Genomic DNA, 18,085 nt, shown 5'->3' with positions numbered 1-18,085 from the left:
AAGGCGGCGTGGTCGAGCACCCGGACGCCGAGGATTTCGAGAACGCCGTCGCGCTGCCCGCGGACCCCCCGCTCAGGCCCCCCGGGCCGGCGTGATCGCGTGCGTCAGGTGCTGGCTGACGTCGCCCACCATGTCGATGAGCGTGAGATCCCGGTAGGAAAACCGCCATTGGCCGTCCACGCGCTCGAATCGGTCGTGGTAGCGACCCGTGACGATGGTTTGCAGTGGTAGCTCGTCGGTCTGCTGCAACACGGTGTAGTAACTGCGGCAGCTCGCGGTGCCGGCTTGCTCGTCGATCTCGACGATCGGATTGGTCGTCACGTGCTTGGTTCGCGGCGTCCCGTCCGGGTGTATCACGATCAGCGACTGCCAGATACCCAGCAGCCCGGCCGCGTCGATCGTGTCGTGTGCGGCGTCCGAGCCGCCGATCCGGATGCGGGCGTGCTCGAACAGCGCGGCCGCTCCCGGCAGGTCGCCGGTATCGATGCATTCGGCATAGCGATAGAGGAGGTTGGTGATCTGGGTGTCCGCCAGCATGCGGTTAAACGTAACGCCTGGGTCCGGCCCTTAAGCTGAGGCGGTGGGCGAATTCGACCCGAAGGTCAGATTCACACAATCCCCGATAGCCCGACTGGCCACGGCCACGGCCGACGGCACGCCGCACCTGGTACCGGTGGTATTCGCCGTCGGCGATTCGCCCGGCGGCGGGGACGTCGTGTACACCGCCGTCGACGCCAAGCCCAAGACCACGCGGCGGCTGCGGCGCCTGGCCAACATCGAGCGCAATCCCCAGGTCAGCCTGCTCGTCGACCACTACGACGGCGACTGGGCGCGGCTGTGGTGGGTCCGGGCCGACGGTGTCGCCGCGATTCACTATGACGGCGCGGCGATGACGACCGGACTTCGGTTGCTGCGCGCCAAATACCCTCAGTACCAGTCCGTTTCGTTGGATGGCCCGGTGATCGCGGTCACGGTGCGCCGCTGGTCCGGCTGGCACGCCTGACCCCGGCGACACGCGCCGGCCTCAATTGTGGCCGCCCGGTGGCCTTGTGTTGGGCGGCAGTTGGGGGAAAAGTTGCTTACAGCGTCCTGTGGCCCAGACCACACCGCGCCACAGCACGCCGCAGCGCTGCAGAACTGGAGGAAAGTCATGGCGGACAAGGCGAACGCTTCCCACGGCGCGGGGGCCGCTCCGACCGCGAACGGTCCGGGCGATGTTCGCAACGTGGTTCTGGTGGGTCCCTCGAGCGGCGGCAAGACGACCCTGGTCGAGGCCCTGCTGGTCGCCGGCGGCGTGCTGACCCGCGCTGGCTCGGTCACCGAAGGCAGCACGATCTGCGACTACGACGAGGCCGAGATCCGGCAACAGCGCTCCGTGGGCGTCGCCGTCGCGTCCCTTTCGCACGACGGCGTCAAGGTCAACCTGGTGGACACGCCGGGGTACGCCGATTTCGTGGGCGAGTTGCGGGCCGGCCTGCGCGCCGCCGATTGCGCGCTGTTCGTGATCGCGGCGAACGAGGGCGTCGACGAGCCGACCAAATCGCTCTGGCAGGAATGCAGCCACGTCGGGATGCCCCGCGCGGTCGTGATCACCAAGCTCGACCACGCGCGGGCGAACTATCAGGAGGCGCTGGCGGCCGCGCAGGACGCGTTCGGCGACAAGGTCTTACCGCTCTACCTGCCGATGCCTGACGGCCTGATCGGTCTGCTGTCGCAGCAGCGTTACCAGTATTCGGACGGCAAGCGGACCAGCCAGCCGCCGGACGAGTCCGACGCCGACCGGATCGAGGAGGCGCGCGGCACCCTGATCGAGGGAATCATCGAGGAGTCCGAGGACGAATCCCTGATGGAGCGCTACCTCGGCGGGGAGTCGATCGACGAGTCGGTGCTCATCGCCGACCTGGAGAAAGCCGTCGCCCGCGCGTCCTTTTTCCCGGTGATCCCGGTGTGCAGCGGCACCGGCGTCGGCACGCTGGAATTGCTGGAAGTCGCCACGCGGGGATTCCCGTCCCCGATGGAACACCCGCTACCGGAAGTCTTCACGCCGAACGGCGCCGCGCACGCGACGCTGGCCTGTGACGCCGGCGCGCCGTTGCTCGCGGAGGTGGTGAAGACGACGTCGGACCCCTACGTCGGCAGGGTGAGCCTGGTCCGGGTGTTCTCCGGGACCATCAGGCCCGACACGACGGTTCATGTGTCGGGCCATTTTGCGTCGTTCTTCGGCGCGGCCAACGGCAACGGGCATTCGCACCCCGATCACGACGAGGACGAGCGCATCGGGGTGCTGTCCTTCCCGCTGGGCAAGCAGCAGCGTCCGGCGGCCGCCGTGGTGGCGGGCGACATCTGCGCCATCGGCAAGCTGAGCCGCGCCGAAACCGGCGACACCCTGTCGGACAAGGCCGAGCCCCTGGTTCTCAAGCCCTGGACGATGCCGGAGCCGCTGCTGCCGGTGGCCATTGAGGCGCACGCCAAGACCGACGAAGACAAGCTGTCGGTCGGGCTGGGTCGACTGGCCGCCGAAGACCCGACGCTGCGGATCGAGCAGAACCAGGAAACGCACCAGATCGTGCTGTGGTGCATGGGTGAGGCCCATGCCGGCGTCGTCCTCGACGCGCTGGCCAACCGGTATGGCGTCACCGTGGACACGGTCGACCTCCGCGTGCCGCTGCGAGAAACGTTCGGCGGCAAGGCAAAAGGGCACGGCCGCCACGTCAAGCAGTCGGGCGGGCACGGCCAGTACGCGGTTTGCGACATCGAGGTGGAGCCACTGCCGGAGGGCTCGGGATTCGAGTTCGTCGACAAGGTGGTCGGCGGTGCGGTGCCGCGCCAGTTCATCCCGAGCGTGGAAAAGGGTGTGCGCGCCCAGATGGAAAAGGGCGTGCACGCCGGTTATCCGGTCGTCGACATCCGGGTCACGCTCTACGACGGCAAGGCGCATAGCGTGGACTCGTCGGACTTCGCTTTCCAGGCCGCGGGTTCGCTGGCGCTGCGGGAGGCGGCGGCGGCGACGCGGGTGGCCCTGCTCGAGCCGATCGACGAGATCTCGGTACTGGTGCCCGACGACTACGTCGGCGCGGTGATGGGCGACTTGTCGGGGCGTCGCGGCCGGGTGCTCGGCAGCGACACCGCCGGCCACGAACGCACCGTGGTCAAGGCGGAGGTGCCTCAGGTCGAGCTGACCCGCTACGCGATCGACCTGCGTTCGCTCTCGCACGGGGCGGCGTCGTTCACCCGCTCCTTCGCCCGCTACGAGCCCATGCCGGAGACCGCGGCCGCCCGCGTGAAAACCACGGCGTGACACCCCTATTCGCCTAGGCCCCGCCGCCGAACTGGTCGGCCACGGCGCGGCGGTCCAGTGAGCCTTTCGCGGTATGCGGCAGCTCGCCGGCCTCCCGGACGGTGGCGGGCACCTCGAAGGCCGCGAGGCGCTCCCGGCAAAACACCGCGAGCTCGGCCGGAGTGGGCGCGGGCGATTCCCGCGGAACGATCACCGCGGCCACCGTCTCCCCGTACATCTTGTCCGGCAGCCCGTACACGGCCGCCTCCAGGACGTTGGGGTGGGTGGCCAGCACGCCCTCGACGCGTTCCGGCGAGATCTTCTCGCCGCCCCGGTTGATCAGTTCCTTGATCCGGCCCCGGATGACCAGGTCCCCGGCCGCCGACAGCGACCCCAGATCGCCCGTGCGCAGCCACCCGTCGGTGAAGTTGGCGGCGGTGATCGCCGGGTCGCCGAGGTAGCCGCGTACCACGGTGGGCCCGTGCAACCAGACCTCGCCGACGGCTTCGGCCGGCAGGGGCTGGCCGTCGGGCCCCGCGATCCGGATCTCCGGCCCGGTCGACCCGCCGACGAGACCGCCTGTGGCCGCCGGGTTTTCGGTCTGGCCGATGCCCGTCGTCGCCACCTGATGAGTCGCCTCCGTCATGCCGAACGCGCACACCACCGGCGCCGAAAACGTCTCGTGCAGCGACTGAGCCGTTTCCGGGGTGAGGGGGGCGCTGCAGCTGCGGATGAACCGCAGCGCCACGCGTTCGCTTGCCGGCCGCTCAGTCCTGCTGCGCTCCAACAGGATCTGATGGATCGTCGGCACGGCCGTGTACCAGGTGGCCCCGACGGCGTCGACGTCGTCCCAGAAGGTGTGCGCCGAGAACCGCCCACGGGCCGGGAGCAGCACCGTGCCCCCGGACGCCAGGGTGGACAGCAATGCGGCGATCAGCCCGTGACCGTGGTAGAGCGGCATCACCGCCACCGTCGCATCCTGGGGGCCCAGCCCGTAGCCGGCGATGATGGCCTGCACCGAGCTGGTGATGTTGTCGTGCGTCCACGGGACCATCTTCGGCAGCCCCGTGGTCCCGCCGGTGAACATGATCATGGCGTCGTCGTCGCGCAGCCCCTCGGGTGCCGAAACGTCTCGCTCGGGCGGCGTCGCGGCGTCAAGGTGCACCGCCGGCATGCCCTCGCCGCCGACGGTCACCGCGATCGGCCACCGGCGCAAGCCCGGTTCCCGCTCATCGCCGGGCCCGTCGCCGTCGACCAGCACCGCCCGCGCGCCCACCGCCTCGCTTCGGGTGCGCTGCTCGCCGACGGGCAGCGCCGGGTCCAACGGGACCGCGATCAGCTCGGCCCGCAGCGCCGCCAACAGGCCGACGACGAACTCGGCGTTGCTGCCGGCGCGCAGCGCGAGGCGATCACCGGCCCGCAGCCCATTCCGCGTCAGCTGGGCGGCCAGGTCGTCCACCAGTCGCACCAGGTCGCGGTAAGTCACCGGGAGGCGATCGGGCGTGGCGACGAGCGCCGCTGCGTCCGGCCGCCGGCTCGCCGCCACCTCGACCAGATCGGCGACACCGTGATTGCTCGTCCTCATCGCCCAACCCCTTTCGCTGCGTGTGAATGGTCCTGCTGGAACCATGCCGTGACGCCCTGGGGTCCGTCCAATACCGATCCGCTCACTATCGATAGGCGCGGACTATCGATAGACGGCGTGAATCGCTGCATAGCGGCTTAGTCTTGGACAGCCGCGCGCGCCGGCACAACAGTGATGGCTTAGGCAATTACGGGCAGATCCGGAATCACGCTCACAAGGAGGCCGCCACCATGTCCACCGTTTCGGCATCTCCCACCGACACGACTCGCTTGACCGACGGCTTCCACCTCGTCGTCGATGCGCTGAAGGCCAACGACGTCGACACCATCTACGGCATCGTCGGCATCCCGATTACCGACCTCGCCCGCACCGCGCAGGCGTCGGGAATCCGCTACATCGGCTTTCGGCAGGAGGCCTCGGCCGGCAACGCGGCCGCCGCCGCCGGGTTTCTCACCCGGCGGCCCGGCGTGTGCCTCACGACATCCGGGCCGGGGTTCCTCAACGGCCTGCCCGCGCTGGCGAACGCGACCGCGAACTGCTTCCCGATGGTCCAGATCTCGGGTTCGAGCAACCGGGCGATGGTGGACTTGCAGCGCGGTGACTACCAGGAGCTCGATCAGCTCGCCGCCGCAAGGCCTTTCGCGAAGGCGGCCTATCGGGTGGGCCGGATCGAGGACATCGGGCGGGCCGTGGTGCGCGGCATGCGTGCGGCGGCCTCCGGGCGGCCGGGCGGGGTCTACCTCGACATCCCCGGCGAGATTCTGGGCCAGGCCATGGACGCCTCCGCCGCAGCCGCCACGATTTGGCGGGTCGTCGACCCCGCGCCCCGGCAGCTGCCGGCGCCGGAGGCCGTCGATCGCGCGCTGGAGGTTCTCGGGCGGGCGCGGCGGCCGCTGATCGTGCTGGGCAAGGGCGCCGCCTACGCGCGGGCCGACGACGTGGCCCGGAAGTTCTTGGAGGCCACCGGAATTCCGTTCCTGCCGATGTCGATGGCCAAGGGGCTGCTGCCCGACTCGCACCCGCAGTCGGCCGGGGCCGCGCGCTCACTGGCAATCGCCCGCGCGGACGCGGTCTTGCTGGTGGGCGCCCGGCTGAATTGGCTGCTCGGCCACGGGGAGTCGCCGCAATGGTCCGCCGACGCGAAGTTCGTGCAGATCGACATCGCGGCGGCGGAATTCGACAGCAACCGGCCGATCGCGGTGCCACTGGCCGGCGACGTCGGCTCGGTGCTGTCGGGGCTGTGCGACGCAGTGGCCGCGCATCCGATCGTCGCGCCGGCGGAATGGATCGACGAGCTGGCCGAGCGCAGGACCCGCAACGAGGCCAAGATGCGCCAGCGGCTGGCCGAAGACCCCCACCCCATGCGGTTTTACAACGCGCTGGGCGCAATTCGCGCGGTGCTGCAGGAAAACCCGGACGTCTACGTGGTCAACGAGGGCGCCAATGCGCTGGATTTGGCCCGCAACGTCATCGACATGGAGCTGCCGAGGCACCGGCTCGACACCGGCACCTGGGGCGTGATGGGCATCGGCATGGGATACGCCATCGCCGCCGCGGTGGAGACCGGCAAGCCGGTGGTCGCGATCGAGGGTGACAGCGCGTTCGGGTTCTCCGGCATGGAGGTCGAAACGATCTGCCGATACCGGCTGCCGGTGACGGTCGTCATCCTCAACAACGGCGGCGTCTACCGCGGCGACGAGGCGCCGGCCGGCTCGGCCGCCACGGGGTCGGACCCGGCGCCGACCGTGCTGAACGCACGGGCGCGTCACGAGCTGATCGCGGAGGCGTTCGGCGGCAAGGGATACCACGTCAGCACACCGGCGGAGCTGCGCGCGGCGCTGGCCGAGGCGATCGGCTCCGGCGGGCCGTCGGTCATCGACTGCGAGCTCGACCCGGCCGCCGGAGTGGAAAGCGGCCACCTGGCGAGCCTCAATCCGACCAGCGCGGCCACACCCCCGATCAGCGCCGGCGCGTGATGCCCAGCAACTGCGCTTCGAAGAACTCGCCCAGCGCCAGCTCCTGAGCGCACGCGGTGAGCGCACGCGCGACGGGCGAGCCGGGGCCGGAAGAGTTGGTGGCCAGCGCGATCTCGGCCTTGAGCACCGGTTCGACCATCTCGACCGCGCGAATCTCCGCGCTAAGCGGCGAGGTCCAGAGCCAGGTGTGCGGGACGATGCACGCCCAGTTGCCCGTGGCCACCTGCGCCAATAACGAAGCGACGGAGTCGGTTTCGACCTGCGGGGTGACGGTGATCGCGTGGCCGGCGAACGCTTCGTCGATGATCTGGCGGTCGCGCATTTCGGCGCTGAGCAGCGCCAGCGGCAGTTGCGCGGCCTCCGGCCACGTCAGCGTCGACGCCCCCGCGGGCAGCATGTTCGCCGTCGAGAGCAGCACATAGTGTTCCTGGTAGAGCGGCACCAGGTTCACGTCGTGCGCGTCGTCGGTGGCGGTGTGCACGATGGCGGCGTCCAGGTCGAACTCGCGCACGCGCCGGTACAGCTCGGTGGCGGCCAGCCGGGAGAGAATCTGCACCTTCGCCAACGGATGCGCCGAACAGAACGCGGAGAGCACCAGGGACGCCGTCGTCGAGGCGGTCGGCACCGTGCCCAGCCGAAGCGTGCCCGCGATGCCGGACCGCACGGCGTGCACCTCGGCCTTGAAGGCATCGTGTTCGGCGAGAATCCGTTTGGCCCACACGACCAGTCGCTCCCCTTCGGGCGTCAGGCCCTCGAAGCTGTGTCCGCGATTGATCAGCGTGACGTTCAGCTCCCGTTCGAGCTTGGCGATGGCGGCGGACAGCGCCGGTTGCGAGACGTAGCACTTCTCGGCCGCCCGGGCGAAGTGGCGCTCCTGGGCGACCGCGACGAAGTACTCCAGTTGACGGAAAAGCATTTCGCTGAGGCTAACGCGCGCCTAGCACCCCAGCCAATCGAGCGTCTCCGACACGCTGAGCACGTTCACTCCGATGGCACGACACTCCGCGACGCCGCGCTCATACAGGCCGGAGATCGCGTCGGAAACCAGGACAAGCCGGAAGTCGCGTTCGGAGGCCTCGTAGATCGAGGTGCGAGGGCAGTTGGGAAAGTTGCAGCCCGCGAAAACCAAGGTATCGCTGCCGCTTTCGCGCAGATGTTGCTCGAGGGCGGTGCCGTGGAAGGCGCCCCACCGAGGTTTGTACATCACGTGCTCGGCGGCGCCGATCTGTTGGAATGCACCGGCCAAGAGCAATTGGTGTTCCAAATCAACGGATTTGGGCAGGAGTTCGGTGACAATCTGCGAACCGGCGCTGCCGGGCAGGGCAATTCGAGCGCCCGCCTCGATCGACCCGCGCCGCACCAGGTCAACGTTCGACCCATCCGGCAGATACAGCCGGACGACGTGCACGATGGGCAGTCCCCGCCGCCGGAAAGCCGCCGCCAGCTGCGCCATCGCCGGGATCGCGGCACGCGTGCCCGCGACCGGCATCGGGGCATCAGCACCGGGGGTGGCGGCGGTGTCCATGAAGTCGCGCTGCACGTCGATCAGGATCAGGGCGGCCGCAGCCGCCCTCGGACGCGTGTAGCGATCGTTTGCGGTCATGTCCGCCCCTCGCCGGGCCTGCCCTGGTCTGCTCGGGCTCATCCGGTGATCTCACCGTTATCGTGGCGACCCAGCGAAGCCGCCGATGTTTGCTGAAAACCGTAATGAGCCGACAGCCAGTAGAATATCGTTGTGTCAGTTGAACCATCGCAAAGGGTAGGCGCCATGCACCGAGCGTTTCGTTATCTGTTCGTTATGGTAGCGATTGCCGGCATGGGCGCAGTGGGGAGCGCCGCGCGCGGCGTGGCGTCCGTCCCCCTGCCCGAGCCGGTTCCCGGAGTTGCCGCGATTTCGCCCGCTAACGGAGCGATGGTGGGCGTGGCCCACCCGCTGGTCGTCACGTTCACGGCGCCGGTCACCGATCGCGGTGCCGCCGAACGGACCATCCACGTTTCGTCGCCGAGCGATACACCGGGACACTTCGAGTGGGTCCAGAACGACGTCGTCCAGTGGGTGCCGAACCACTACTGGCCCGCGCACACCCATGTCTCGGCGGGTGTGCAGGCCCTGACGACGGGCTTCGACACCGGCGACGAATTGCTCGGTGTGGCCAGCCTGTCAGGGCACACCTTCACCGTCAGCCGAAACGGCGAGGTGCTGCGCACGATGCCGGCGTCGATGGGTAAGCCCAGTCGCCCGACGCCGATCGGCTCCTTCACCGCCCTGGAGAAGGAGCGCACCGTGGTGATGGACTCGCGGACGATCGGCATCCCGCTGAGTTCCCCGGAGGGATACAAGATCACGGCGCAGTACGCGGTCCGGGTCACCTGGAGCGGCGTGTATGTGCACTCGGCGCCGTGGTCGGTCGACTCGCAGGGCCACGCCAACGTCAGCCACGGATGCATCAACCTGAGCCCGGACAACGCCGCATGGTATTTCAACCAGGTCAACGTCGGCGACCCCATCCAGGTCGTCGCCTGATCGCAAGATCTAGCCGGGCAACCCGCTTTTGATCGCGGCGTCCTGCTTGCGTCCGACATCGATCGCGATGGCCGGATCTATCGGATCGTTGGGCGCGCTGTCGAATTCGATGTTGACGACGGCCTTCCCCTCGCTGAACAGCAACACCGTCACCGCTTGGGAGTTGTCCGGCGAGTTACCGGAAATCATGAAGCCGTTGGAGCCGATGTCGACCGGCTGCCACGTGCCGACGACCTTCCCCGCATAGTTGGTCTTGGTGTTCTCGATGGCCGCCTTCGCCACAGCGCGGTCGGCGACGATCAGGATGGTGTCGCCGATCCGGCGGCTGTTGTCGGGGTTGGCGAAAAGCTGTGCGACACCGGTCGCATTGTTGGGATTCAGGACGGGGGGCTGGGGGGATTTAAAGTCTCCGCCGATGTCACTGGGTTTGATCAGCAACGAGCTGTAATCGGCGGCTTGGCCCGGCGACGGGGCGGTGACCGTGCTCGAACCGCTCGACGAAGTGGCAGCACCCGTTGTCGTCGATGACGTGGGCGCCGACGTGTTCTGGTCGTCGCTGCAGCCGGTAACCACGGTGCCGGCCACTATGGTGGCGACCGCCCAGCCGGCGGCGGTCCTGGCGAGCTGCATGGCGTTCCTCCCGCGTCGATCCACAGTTCAGCCGCCTGACGCTACTGCGAAATGCCGGCGGGAACAAGGGTGCGGCGCCGGCAGCGACCCGCACATCGCCGCCGGTCGGCCCCGGTTCGCGCCTATGCTGGCGGGGTCGGGGGAATGCGCGGGGTAGGAGGAACGATGGCGTCTGCGGTGGCGCGTGCCGTCCGGTTCGACCGTTACGGGGGCCGTGACGTCTTGTACGTGGCGGACGTCGAGATGCCGTCGCCGGGCCCGGGCGAAGTGGTCGTCGAGGTTCGCGCCGCCGGGATCAATCCCGGCGAGGCCGCCATCCGAACCGGCGCGCTGCACGATATGTTCCCCGCTACCTTTCCCTCCGGTGAGGGCAGCGACCTCGCGGGGGTCGTGACCGCCACGGGACCCGGAGTGACGGAGTTTTCCGTGGGCGACGAGGTGCTGGGGTTCAGCTTCCGCCGATCCAGCCACGCCACCCACACCGCCGTCCCAGTGGATCAGCTGATTCGCAAGCCACCCCGAATGAGCTGGGAGACAGCGGGTTCGCTCTACGTGGCCGGTGTGACGGCGTACGCCGCCGTCCGCGCGGTCGACCCGCAACCGGGCGAGACCGTCGCCGTTTCGGCTGCCGCGGGCGGGGTCGGCAGCCTGGTCGTGCAGCTGTCGGTCCTGCGCAAGGCGCGGGTGCTGGGCATCGCGGGGCCCGCCAACTTCGACTGGCTGCGTGCCCACGACGTCACCCCGGTCGCGTACGGGGACGGACTGGCCGATCGGCTGCGGGAGGCGGCACCCAACGGCATCGACGCGTTCATCGACCTGTTCGGGCCCGAGTACGTCCAACTCGCAGTGGATCTCGGTGTCTCGCCCGAGCGCATCGACACGATCATCGCGTTCCAGAAAGCCGGCGAGGTCGGCGCCAAGACCGAAGGCAGCGCCGACGCGTCGACGACGGAGGTGCTCGCCGAGATGGCCGACCTGATCGTCACCGGCGCCATCGATTTCGAGGTCGCCGCCACCTATCCGCTCGACCGGGTCGCCGACGCCTTCGAAGAACTCGAGAAGCGGCACACCCGCGGCAAAATCGTTCTGCTGCCGAACGGTTCGCCTTAGTCGCCGCGCGTCAGGCCATCCCGGCCTGCACGATCTTGACGATCACGCATACGACCGCCACCAGATAGCCGCGAGTCGGGATGGAGCTGGTCACCGGTTGCCGGCCGGTCCGAAGGATGCCCGCCGAGCGAGCCGGTGACCACCGCGATCGGCATCCGCGAGACGTACAGGTTGGCGCGCTCCTGCGGGGTCAGGGCGGCACGCGCGCCCAGCTTGGCCGCAAACTGCCGCGAGACGTTGGAAAGACGCTGTGTAACAACAAAAGCCATGATCTTCTCCTGACGCAGGTCCGATCGGCTCGTGGCATCCGCGGCGACCCTCCAACGCGCTGTCACGCGCGGGGTCGCACGGGCACCCGAGAAGTCAGGCGGCAGAAGCAATGCCGGAACCGGATCGGGACAAGACGGAATTCGGATAGGGACTATCGCCGGGACTCATCTCGCCCTCACCTCCTCACCGCCGGGACACACGCGGGTGCCATTGCGTTCACCTGCACGGGAGAGGCACGAATGGCCGACGCCAAAACCGCCGGTCACACCCCTCTCGTCGGAGCTTCGGCACTGCACGGCGTATCCGGAACATCACCGATGGTCGCGACCCGCTTCACCCGGGTTCGCCGCGCTTGCGATCACGAACATCACCGATGGTCGCGACCCGCTTCGCCCGGCTTCGCCGCGCTTGCGATCGCTCCTAGTTCCAGAAGCCACTTGGGCTCAACCCTTGGGTCCGGGAAGAGCTGTCCTGACCCGGGGCGTCTCTCGACGTTCGGGGTCAGTGGCCTATATCCATGCAGACGCCTCACCTACCGAGGTGCTTGCTCGTCCCATCTTGCACGCAGCCCCGGTGCTCGTCAAACGCGTTTACGCAACCTTGACGTCGGTTTGCGTTAACCAACGCCCGCCAGGGCTCTCCGTCGACCCGCCCGTCGAGGCCTACCCTCGACGGCATGGCCAATACTTTGCAGGCGCCCGGCGTCGCGACGGTGCTCGACCGGATGTACGCCGAAACGAAAGATCAGATGTCGAGGCTGCGGGAGCGGGTCGGTGATTTCGACCGACCGATGAGCGCGCAGGAGCGCGCCGACGCCATGAGCGAGTTCTACATCCCGGTGACGCCGGAAGCCGGCCGCCTGCTCTACGCGCTGGTGCGCGCCACCCGGCCGGCGACGATCGTCGAATTCGGCATGTCCTTCGGAATCTCCGCCGTGCACCTGGCGTCTGCGGTGCGCGACAACGGCACCGGCCGGGTGGTGACCACCGAGCTCAGCGCCCCCAAGATCGCCGCGGCCAAGCAGACATTCGCCGAGACCGGCCTGGATGATGTGATCACCATCCTCGAAGGCGACGCGCTCACCACGCTGGACAACCTCGACGGAACCGTTGAGTTCGTCGTGCTCGATGGGTGGAAGGACCTCTACCTGCCGGTGCTCGAGCTGCTCGAACCTCGCCTCGCGACGGGCGCGCTGATCGTCGCCGACAACGCCAGCGCCGCGGACATGCGGCCCTACCTCGACCGGGTTCGCCACCCGGACAACGGGTATGTGAGCTTCAACTTCTCCGTTCGCGAGAGCGACAGCATGGAAATCAGCTGCCGCACCGGCGATTAACGCCTAGCGCAGGGATTCCTCGAGCCACGGCGTCAGCCATTTCACCCCTTCCGGGGTGAGGTGGACTCCGTCGCTGCGCACCTTGATGCCGTCGACCTTGGCGGTGTAGACGCCGTCGGGGCACAGCTTTTTGTTCAGGTCGAGGATCTGAACGCCTGGGTGGCGGGCAACGGTTTTGCGCAGCATGGTGTTCCACAGGTTGGCACGGTCGGGTTGATCCTCGGGATACAGGCGACCGTCCGGCTTTTCGCCGCCCCGGCTGTAGGGCACGGTGGCCACCACCACGCGAACACCCGTGGAGCCCACGATGTTCAGTGCGCGGTCGAGTTCGCCGTTGAGGTAGGCGTCGAAGGTGGGATCGCCGATGTGCGTCCATTGACCCTCGTTGACGCGGTCGACGGTCTCCCAGCGGCCGACTATCAACAGTGCGACGTCCGGCTGGTCCTGGCCGACCTGCGCCGACCATCGGATGGGCCAGCCGTCGCATTCCGGCCTCTGCTCAAGGGTTTGGCCGATATACCGGTACGGCGTGCCGCGCACCAGGCTGCAGCCGATGACGGTGTGGTCGAGGAAGGCGAACCCGGGTGTGGGCGGGAGGTAGTGCATCCAGGTCCACCCGATCGAATCGCCGAACACCGAAACCGTGAACGGCCGGTGCGGATCGCGGGGCGCGGGGTGGCTGCCGGCGGGTGGCGAGGGAGAGACCGCCGCGACGGCCGACACACCCGGCGGCAGGCCCTCGCGCAGGCCGGAACCGGTGCCCACCGGGATCACCAGCAGTGTCATCGCGGCGGCGCTGGCCACGGTCGCCGCGGCCAGCGGCAACAGCGGCACCCGCGCCGGCCGCCAGCGCCGGATCGGCTGTTCGATCAGCCACCAGGACGCGGCGGCGACCACCACGGTGGCGGCGCACCGGGCGGCGAACAGCGGCAGCCCCGCCCATCCGGTGCGTTCGCCGTTGAGCGCCAAAAAGACTGGCCAGTGCCACAGGTAGACGCCGTAGGAGATGGTGCCCAACCACACCATCGGGCGCAGGGCAAGGACGCGGGCGATCGCTCCGCGCTGCTCCATGGCGACTGGGGCGACCACGAGGACGGAGGCGATTGCAACCCCGATCAGCAGGCCATGGTGAAACTCGCCGGCGTCACCGGTCGCGTAGTGGGTCGCCGCCCCCAGGCCGGCCAGGCCGAGCAGTGGCAGAAAACGTGCCACCCGCCGTCCCCACCGGGTGCGGACCAGACACCAGCCGCGGTTCATCGACGGCCAATCCCGCACCAGCAGTGCCGCTGCCGCGGAGCCGGTCAACAACGCCTCCGCGCGGGTGTCGGTGCCGAAATAGATCCGGTCCCGCGTGGCGTCAGAGGCCAGCACGATGGCGACCGCCGCGGAAACCAGCGCCCCCAGCGTCGCGATCACAAAGGTGGCGAACCGCACCCCGCCCACGGTGGCCCGCCTGAAGTAGCGTTTGGCGCGCGCGGCCGACAGCAGGGTCACCGCGATCAGCAGCACCGGCCAGACGAAGTAATACTGCTCTTCCACCCCCAGCGACCAGGTGTGCTGAAGCGGCGACGGCGGGGCACCCTGGGTGAAATAGTCCGTCTTCTGGGCCACGAACCGCCAATTCGCAACCCACAGGAAGGCCGCGATCGCGTCGTCGCGTAACCCGGTGAGCGACTGGCTGGGAAGCAGCTCGCGGGCCGCGCCCACGCTGAGCACCATCAGCAGCAACGCCGGCAGTAGCCGTCGCGCGCGCCTGATCCAAAAGCCGGTCAGCTCAATGCGACCGGTGCGCCGGAGCTCATCCAGCAGCAGCGAGGTGATGAGGAAGCCGCTGAGGACGAAGAAGATGTCGACACCGATGAAGCCGCCGCCCACGCCGGGGATGCCGCCGTGCCCGACGAGCACCAGCGCGACCGCGATCGCGCGCAGCCCGTCCAGCGCCGGAATCCCGCTGCGCCGATCCGGTTGATCCCAAATTGCGAGGCGGCCGACGCGGCGCACCGGGGCTACCCACCGTGGCCGCGGAGCAGAACGCGCCGGTGCGGGGTGCCTCCCGCCCGGCTCAGTGTCCGGTGTTAACGCGCCCTGACCGACCTGTCGCCCGGCGCCAAATTTGATGCCGATACGTCGCTGCCCCTCCTCGTGATCGGAGCAAGCCTAATTGCGACGCAGCCGGATTCAGCAGAAGACACGCGAGGACGGGCGCTGCAAGGCGCGGCCTTTTAGGGCGCGTAGCCCAAGGTGCTCTTGACCTCTAAATACTCGTGGAACCCGAACTCGCTCCACTCTCGGCCGTTGCCACTGTGCTTGTAGCCGCCGAACGCCGAGTTCATGTCGAAGGCGTGATTGATCGTCACCCAACCCGCGCGGATCTTGCGGGCCACCTCCCGGGCCTTGTCGAGGTCGGTGCCCGAGACGTAGCCGGCCAGGCCGTAATCGGTGTCGTTGGCGATCTGCACGGCCTGATCGATGTCGTCATAGCCGAGGATGCACAGCACCGGACCGAAGATCTCCTCGCGCGCGATCGTCATGTCGTTGGTGACGTCGGCGAAAACCGTCGGCTTGACGTAGTAGCCCGTGTTCAGCCCGGCCGGCCGGCCCGGGCCGCCGGCGACGACGGTCGCGCCCTCGTCGATGCCCTGCTGGATCAGCCCCTGGACCTTTTCGAACTGCGCCCTCGACGCCACCGGCCCGATCGCGGCCTTGTCGCCCGGGCTGCCCACCTTGACCTGCTCGGCGACGCCACGCGCGATGTCGATGGCCTCGGCCATCCGCGAATTCGGGACCAGCATGCGCGACGGCGCGTTACAACTCTGCCCGGAGTTCGGCATCATGTTGAGCACGCCGGCGCGAACACTGTCGGCAAAGCCCGCGTCGTCGAGGACGATGTTGGGGCTCTTGCCGCCGAGCTCCTGGGTCACCCGCTTCACCGTCGTGGCGGCATTCCTGGCCACCTCGACACCGGCGCGCGTGGACCCGGTGAACGACACCATGTCGATGTCGGGATGGCTCGCCAGCGCGACGCCGACGCCGGGGCCGTCGCCGTTGACGAGGTTGTACACCCCGGCCGGAACGCCCGCGGCATCGAGAATCTCGGTGAAGATGTGGGCCGAGAAGGGCGCCACCTCGGACGGTTTCAGGATCATCGTGCAGCCAGTGGCCAGCGCCGGGTACACCTTGACCGCGATCTGATTGAGCGGCCAGTTCCACGGCGTGATCAGCCCGCACACGCCGATCGGCTCCTTGGCGATCAAGGTCGCCCCGTGTTGTTCGGAGAACGGGAAGTTCTTCAGCACGTCGATCGCGGTCACCAGGTGGCCCAGCCCGAGTTGGACCTGCGGACCCGCGGCCAGCGAGGGCGGCGCGCCCATTTCCTCGGTGACCGCGTCGGCGAGGTCGCCTGCACGTTTCCCGTATTCGGCGAGGATGGCCTCCAGCAGATCGAGGCGCTGTTCGCGGCTGCTCTGTGACCAGCCGGTGAAAGCGCGGCGGGCGGCGTTGACGGCCACGTCGACGTCGACGGCCGAGCCGAGCGAGATCTTCCCGGAGACCTCCTCGGTCGTCGGGTTTTCGACATCGAAGGTGTTCGGCCGCACCGGGTCTACCCAGCGCCCGTCGATGTAGAACTTGAGGTATTCGCGCATGACTCCTCCTTTTAGCAGCCTTTAACTTACTGGGTGCCTTCGGCGTACCAGGTGCGGAATTCGTCGTACTTCGGCATCTCCTCAGAATTGGCCTTCGGGTCGATGCAGACGTGGACGACGGCGGTCTTGCCGCTCGCGTAGGCCCGCTCGATCGCCGGGCCGATCTCCTCCTCCTTCTCGACGTACTCGCCGTGGCAGCCGAAGCCCTCGGCAATCTTGTCGAAGCGCACGTCCTTGCTCCAATGCACGCCGGGCTGCGGCGATGGCTGGGGGAAGGTGCGCTTGTAGACGCCGACCTCGAGGCCCCACTGATGGTCGACACCGACCACGCACACCAGCGGGAGTTGCTGCCGCGCGGCCGTTTCCAACTCAGCGATGTGGAAGAGGAACGCCGAGTCGCTGGTCAGCAGCATCACCGGCCGCTCGCCGCCTTCGGCGATCGACGCTCCGACTGCGTACGGCAGGCCGGTGCCGAGGTGGCCGAAGTTCTGGTTCCAGATGACGTCGCGCGGTTTGGCCTGCGAGTAGGTCCACTGGAAAATGACGGTCGCGCCCCCGTCGCGGACCAGGATGCCGTCCTTCGGGAAGGCTTTGGTGGCCTCGACGACGAACCGCGCCGGGTGTACCGGTGTCCGGCCCGTCGGCGCGTTTTCCGCGAGTTGCGCCAGCTCCGCCGCGTCCTGCTTGATCCAGCGGTCAAGATCGGCCGACGCCTTCCGCGGATATTCACGGAGTGCTTCCACCAGCTGGGGCACCACACCGCGAAGGTCGCCGACCAGAGGTACGTCGATGGGACGGTTGACGCCGATGGCCACCGGATCCTGTTCGACCAGAACCCATTTGCGCGTTGGGTCGTTCTCGGCCCAGTGCCGGGTCCTGCCGTAGTGGCTCGGTTCGCCGAGCTCCGTGCCGAGCGCGACGCACACGTCGGACTTCACCACCGCCTCGACGGCCGCCGGCGAAAAACCGTAGGCGAAGGTGCGGTCCTCGAGACCCTCGATGAACGACGTGCCACCGGAGGTCTGGATCACCGGGCACTGCATCAGGGCGGCCAGTTCCCTGACCGCAGCACCGGTGCGTGAGGTGTGGACGCCGTGCCCGACCAACAGGATCGGACTCTGGGCCGCACGGATCAGCTCGGCCGCTTCGCGCACCTCGCGCTCACCTGCCGTCTGATTGACGAGCCGGTATCGGTTGGGCGGCAGCGGATCCGGCACCTCGAGTTCCTCGAGGATGACGTGCGACGGGTACTCGATGTACGCCGGGCCGGGGGTGCCGGACATGGCGCGGCGGATCGCCTCGTGGATGATCTCGTCCGTCTGGTTGGCGTACTCGATGGATGCGCTGTACTTGACGGACGGCGCGACAAGGGGCTCCTGCTGGACGAACTGGATGCGTCCCCGCCGGACCCGGCGCTCGGTGATGCGGGCCCGCTGGCCGCCGAGGAAGATCACCGGCGAGTTCTCCACCAGCGCACACTGGATCGCTCCGGCCATGTTGGCCATCCCGGGCCCCAGCGTGCCGATGCACAGGCCGGGCTTACCCGTCATCCGCGACGCCGCCTCGGCCATGAAGCCGGCGCTCAGTTCGTGATGGGGAGCAACCACCGACCACCCGCGAGCGTCGGCTTCGGCGAACATGTGCACGAAGTTCGGATCCGGGATGCCGAACAACGTGTTCACGCCCTCGGCCTCGAACAGGTCGAGGATGCGCTTGTAGACGGGCACGGCCAT

At 68.4% G+C, this 18,085-nt stretch carries 15 protein-coding genes and 1 riboswitch; of the genes, 6 read left to right on the top strand and 9 right to left on the bottom strand.

The annotated features are described in order from the left end of the window. Window positions 1–72: 72 nt before the first annotated feature. Window positions 73–537, bottom strand: a complete 465-nt coding sequence (locus A5787_RS23060) for a nuclear transport factor 2 family protein (protein ID WP_066971342.1) — start codon at window positions 535–537, stop codon at window positions 73–75. Between the two features lie 43 nt (window positions 538–580). Here A5787_RS23060 and A5787_RS23055 point away from each other — a divergent pair, with 43 nt between their 5' ends. Both A5787_RS23055 and A5787_RS23050 read left to right on the top strand, forming a co-directional pair. Then, on the top strand, window positions 581–1,003 hold the full coding sequence (locus tag A5787_RS23055; RefSeq protein ID WP_066971341.1) for a TIGR03668 family PPOX class F420-dependent oxidoreductase: 423 nt from the start codon (window positions 581–583) through the stop codon (window positions 1,001–1,003). 147 nt (window positions 1,004–1,150) lie between these two features. Beyond that, window positions 1,151–3,298: an elongation factor G-like protein EF-G2 gene (locus A5787_RS23050; protein WP_066971339.1), complete on the top strand. Its 2,148-nt coding sequence runs from the start codon at window positions 1,151–1,153 to the stop codon at window positions 3,296–3,298. A gap of 13 nt (window positions 3,299–3,311) precedes the next feature. Here A5787_RS23050 and A5787_RS23045 read toward each other — a convergent pair whose 3' ends face one another. Beyond that, window positions 3,312–4,862, bottom strand: coding sequence for a FadD7 family fatty acid--CoA ligase (locus A5787_RS23045; protein ID WP_066971337.1), 1,551 nt, complete (start codon window positions 4,860–4,862; stop codon window positions 3,312–3,314). Window positions 4,863–5,092: 230 nt separating this feature from the next. On the opposite strand from A5787_RS23045, the gene oxc reads away from it, so the two are divergent. Continuing rightward, a complete protein-coding gene (gene oxc, locus A5787_RS23040) occupies window positions 5,093–6,838 on the top strand; it encodes an oxalyl-CoA decarboxylase (RefSeq protein WP_066971360.1) in 1,746 nt (581 codons plus the stop codon). On the opposite strand, the gene A5787_RS23035 is transcribed toward oxc, so the two are convergent. Together A5787_RS23035 and A5787_RS23030 are read right to left on the bottom strand one after the other, a co-directional pair. Then, window positions 6,822–7,754: a LysR family transcriptional regulator gene (locus A5787_RS23035; RefSeq protein WP_066971334.1), complete on the bottom strand. Its 933-nt coding sequence runs from the start codon at window positions 7,752–7,754 to the stop codon at window positions 6,822–6,824. The genes oxc and A5787_RS23035 overlap by 17 nt on opposite strands. Window positions 7,755–7,775: 21 nt before the next feature. Next, window positions 7,776–8,441 (bottom strand): cysteine hydrolase family protein, encoded by a 666-nt coding sequence (locus A5787_RS23030; protein ID WP_066971332.1) that lies wholly within the window; start codon window positions 8,439–8,441, stop codon window positions 7,776–7,778. Between the two features lie 165 nt (window positions 8,442–8,606). Between A5787_RS23030 and A5787_RS23025 the strand changes: the two genes are divergently transcribed. After that, window positions 8,607–9,362: a L,D-transpeptidase family protein gene (locus A5787_RS23025; RefSeq protein WP_066971330.1), complete on the top strand. Its 756-nt coding sequence runs from the start codon at window positions 8,607–8,609 to the stop codon at window positions 9,360–9,362. A gap of 9 nt (window positions 9,363–9,371) precedes the next feature. Here the strand turns inward: A5787_RS23025 and A5787_RS23020 are convergent, their stop codons facing one another. After that, window positions 9,372–9,992 carry a hypothetical protein gene (locus tag A5787_RS23020; RefSeq protein WP_066971328.1) on the bottom strand — a complete coding sequence of 207 codons (621 nt, stop codon included), beginning with the start codon at window positions 9,990–9,992 and terminating at the stop codon, window positions 9,372–9,374. Window positions 9,993–10,157: 165 nt separating this feature from the next. On the opposite strand from A5787_RS23020, the gene A5787_RS23015 reads away from it, so the two are divergent. Beyond that, window positions 10,158–11,102 (top strand): NADP-dependent oxidoreductase, encoded by a 945-nt coding sequence (locus tag A5787_RS23015; RefSeq protein ID WP_066971326.1) that lies wholly within the window; start codon window positions 10,158–10,160, stop codon window positions 11,100–11,102. Here A5787_RS23015 and A5787_RS27065 read toward each other — a convergent pair. After that, complete coding sequence (locus A5787_RS27065; protein WP_156764085.1) at window positions 11,099–11,371, bottom strand: hypothetical protein; 273 nt, start codon at window positions 11,369–11,371, stop codon at window positions 11,099–11,101. The two genes, A5787_RS23015 and A5787_RS27065, sit on opposite strands and share 4 nt — an antisense overlap. 262 nt (window positions 11,372–11,633) lie before the next feature. Beyond that, window positions 11,634–11,919: riboswitch (M-box (ykoK) riboswitch) on the bottom strand. Between the two features lie 129 nt (window positions 11,920–12,048). Here A5787_RS27065 and A5787_RS23010 point away from each other — a divergent pair. Then, window positions 12,049–12,708 carry an O-methyltransferase gene (locus A5787_RS23010; RefSeq protein WP_066971324.1) on the top strand — a complete coding sequence of 220 codons (660 nt, stop codon included), beginning with the start codon at window positions 12,049–12,051 and terminating at the stop codon, window positions 12,706–12,708. Between the two features lie 3 nt (window positions 12,709–12,711). Here A5787_RS23010 and A5787_RS23005 read toward each other — a convergent pair whose 3' ends face one another. From A5787_RS23005 to A5787_RS22995, 3 genes are all read right to left on the bottom strand, one after another. Next, complete coding sequence (locus A5787_RS23005; protein WP_066971322.1) at window positions 12,712–14,709, bottom strand: acyltransferase family protein; 1,998 nt, start codon at window positions 14,707–14,709, stop codon at window positions 12,712–12,714. Window positions 14,710–14,930: 221 nt separating this feature from the next. Next, the gene (locus A5787_RS23000; RefSeq protein WP_066971319.1) at window positions 14,931–16,352 is read right to left on the bottom strand and encodes an aldehyde dehydrogenase family protein; all 1,422 of its coding nucleotides are present in this window, start codon (window positions 16,350–16,352) and stop codon (window positions 14,931–14,933) included. Between the two features lie 26 nt (window positions 16,353–16,378). Beyond that, window positions 16,379–18,085: a thiamine pyrophosphate-binding protein gene (locus A5787_RS22995; RefSeq protein WP_066971318.1), complete on the bottom strand. Its 1,707-nt coding sequence runs from the start codon at window positions 18,083–18,085 to the stop codon at window positions 16,379–16,381.

Source organism: Mycobacterium sp. 852002-50816_SCH5313054-b, assembly GCF_001667185.1.
In the GTDB taxonomy this organism is placed as follows: Bacteria; Actinomycetota; Actinomycetes; order Mycobacteriales; family Mycobacteriaceae; genus Mycobacterium.
This window is presented reverse-complemented; position numbering and strand designations above follow the sequence as displayed.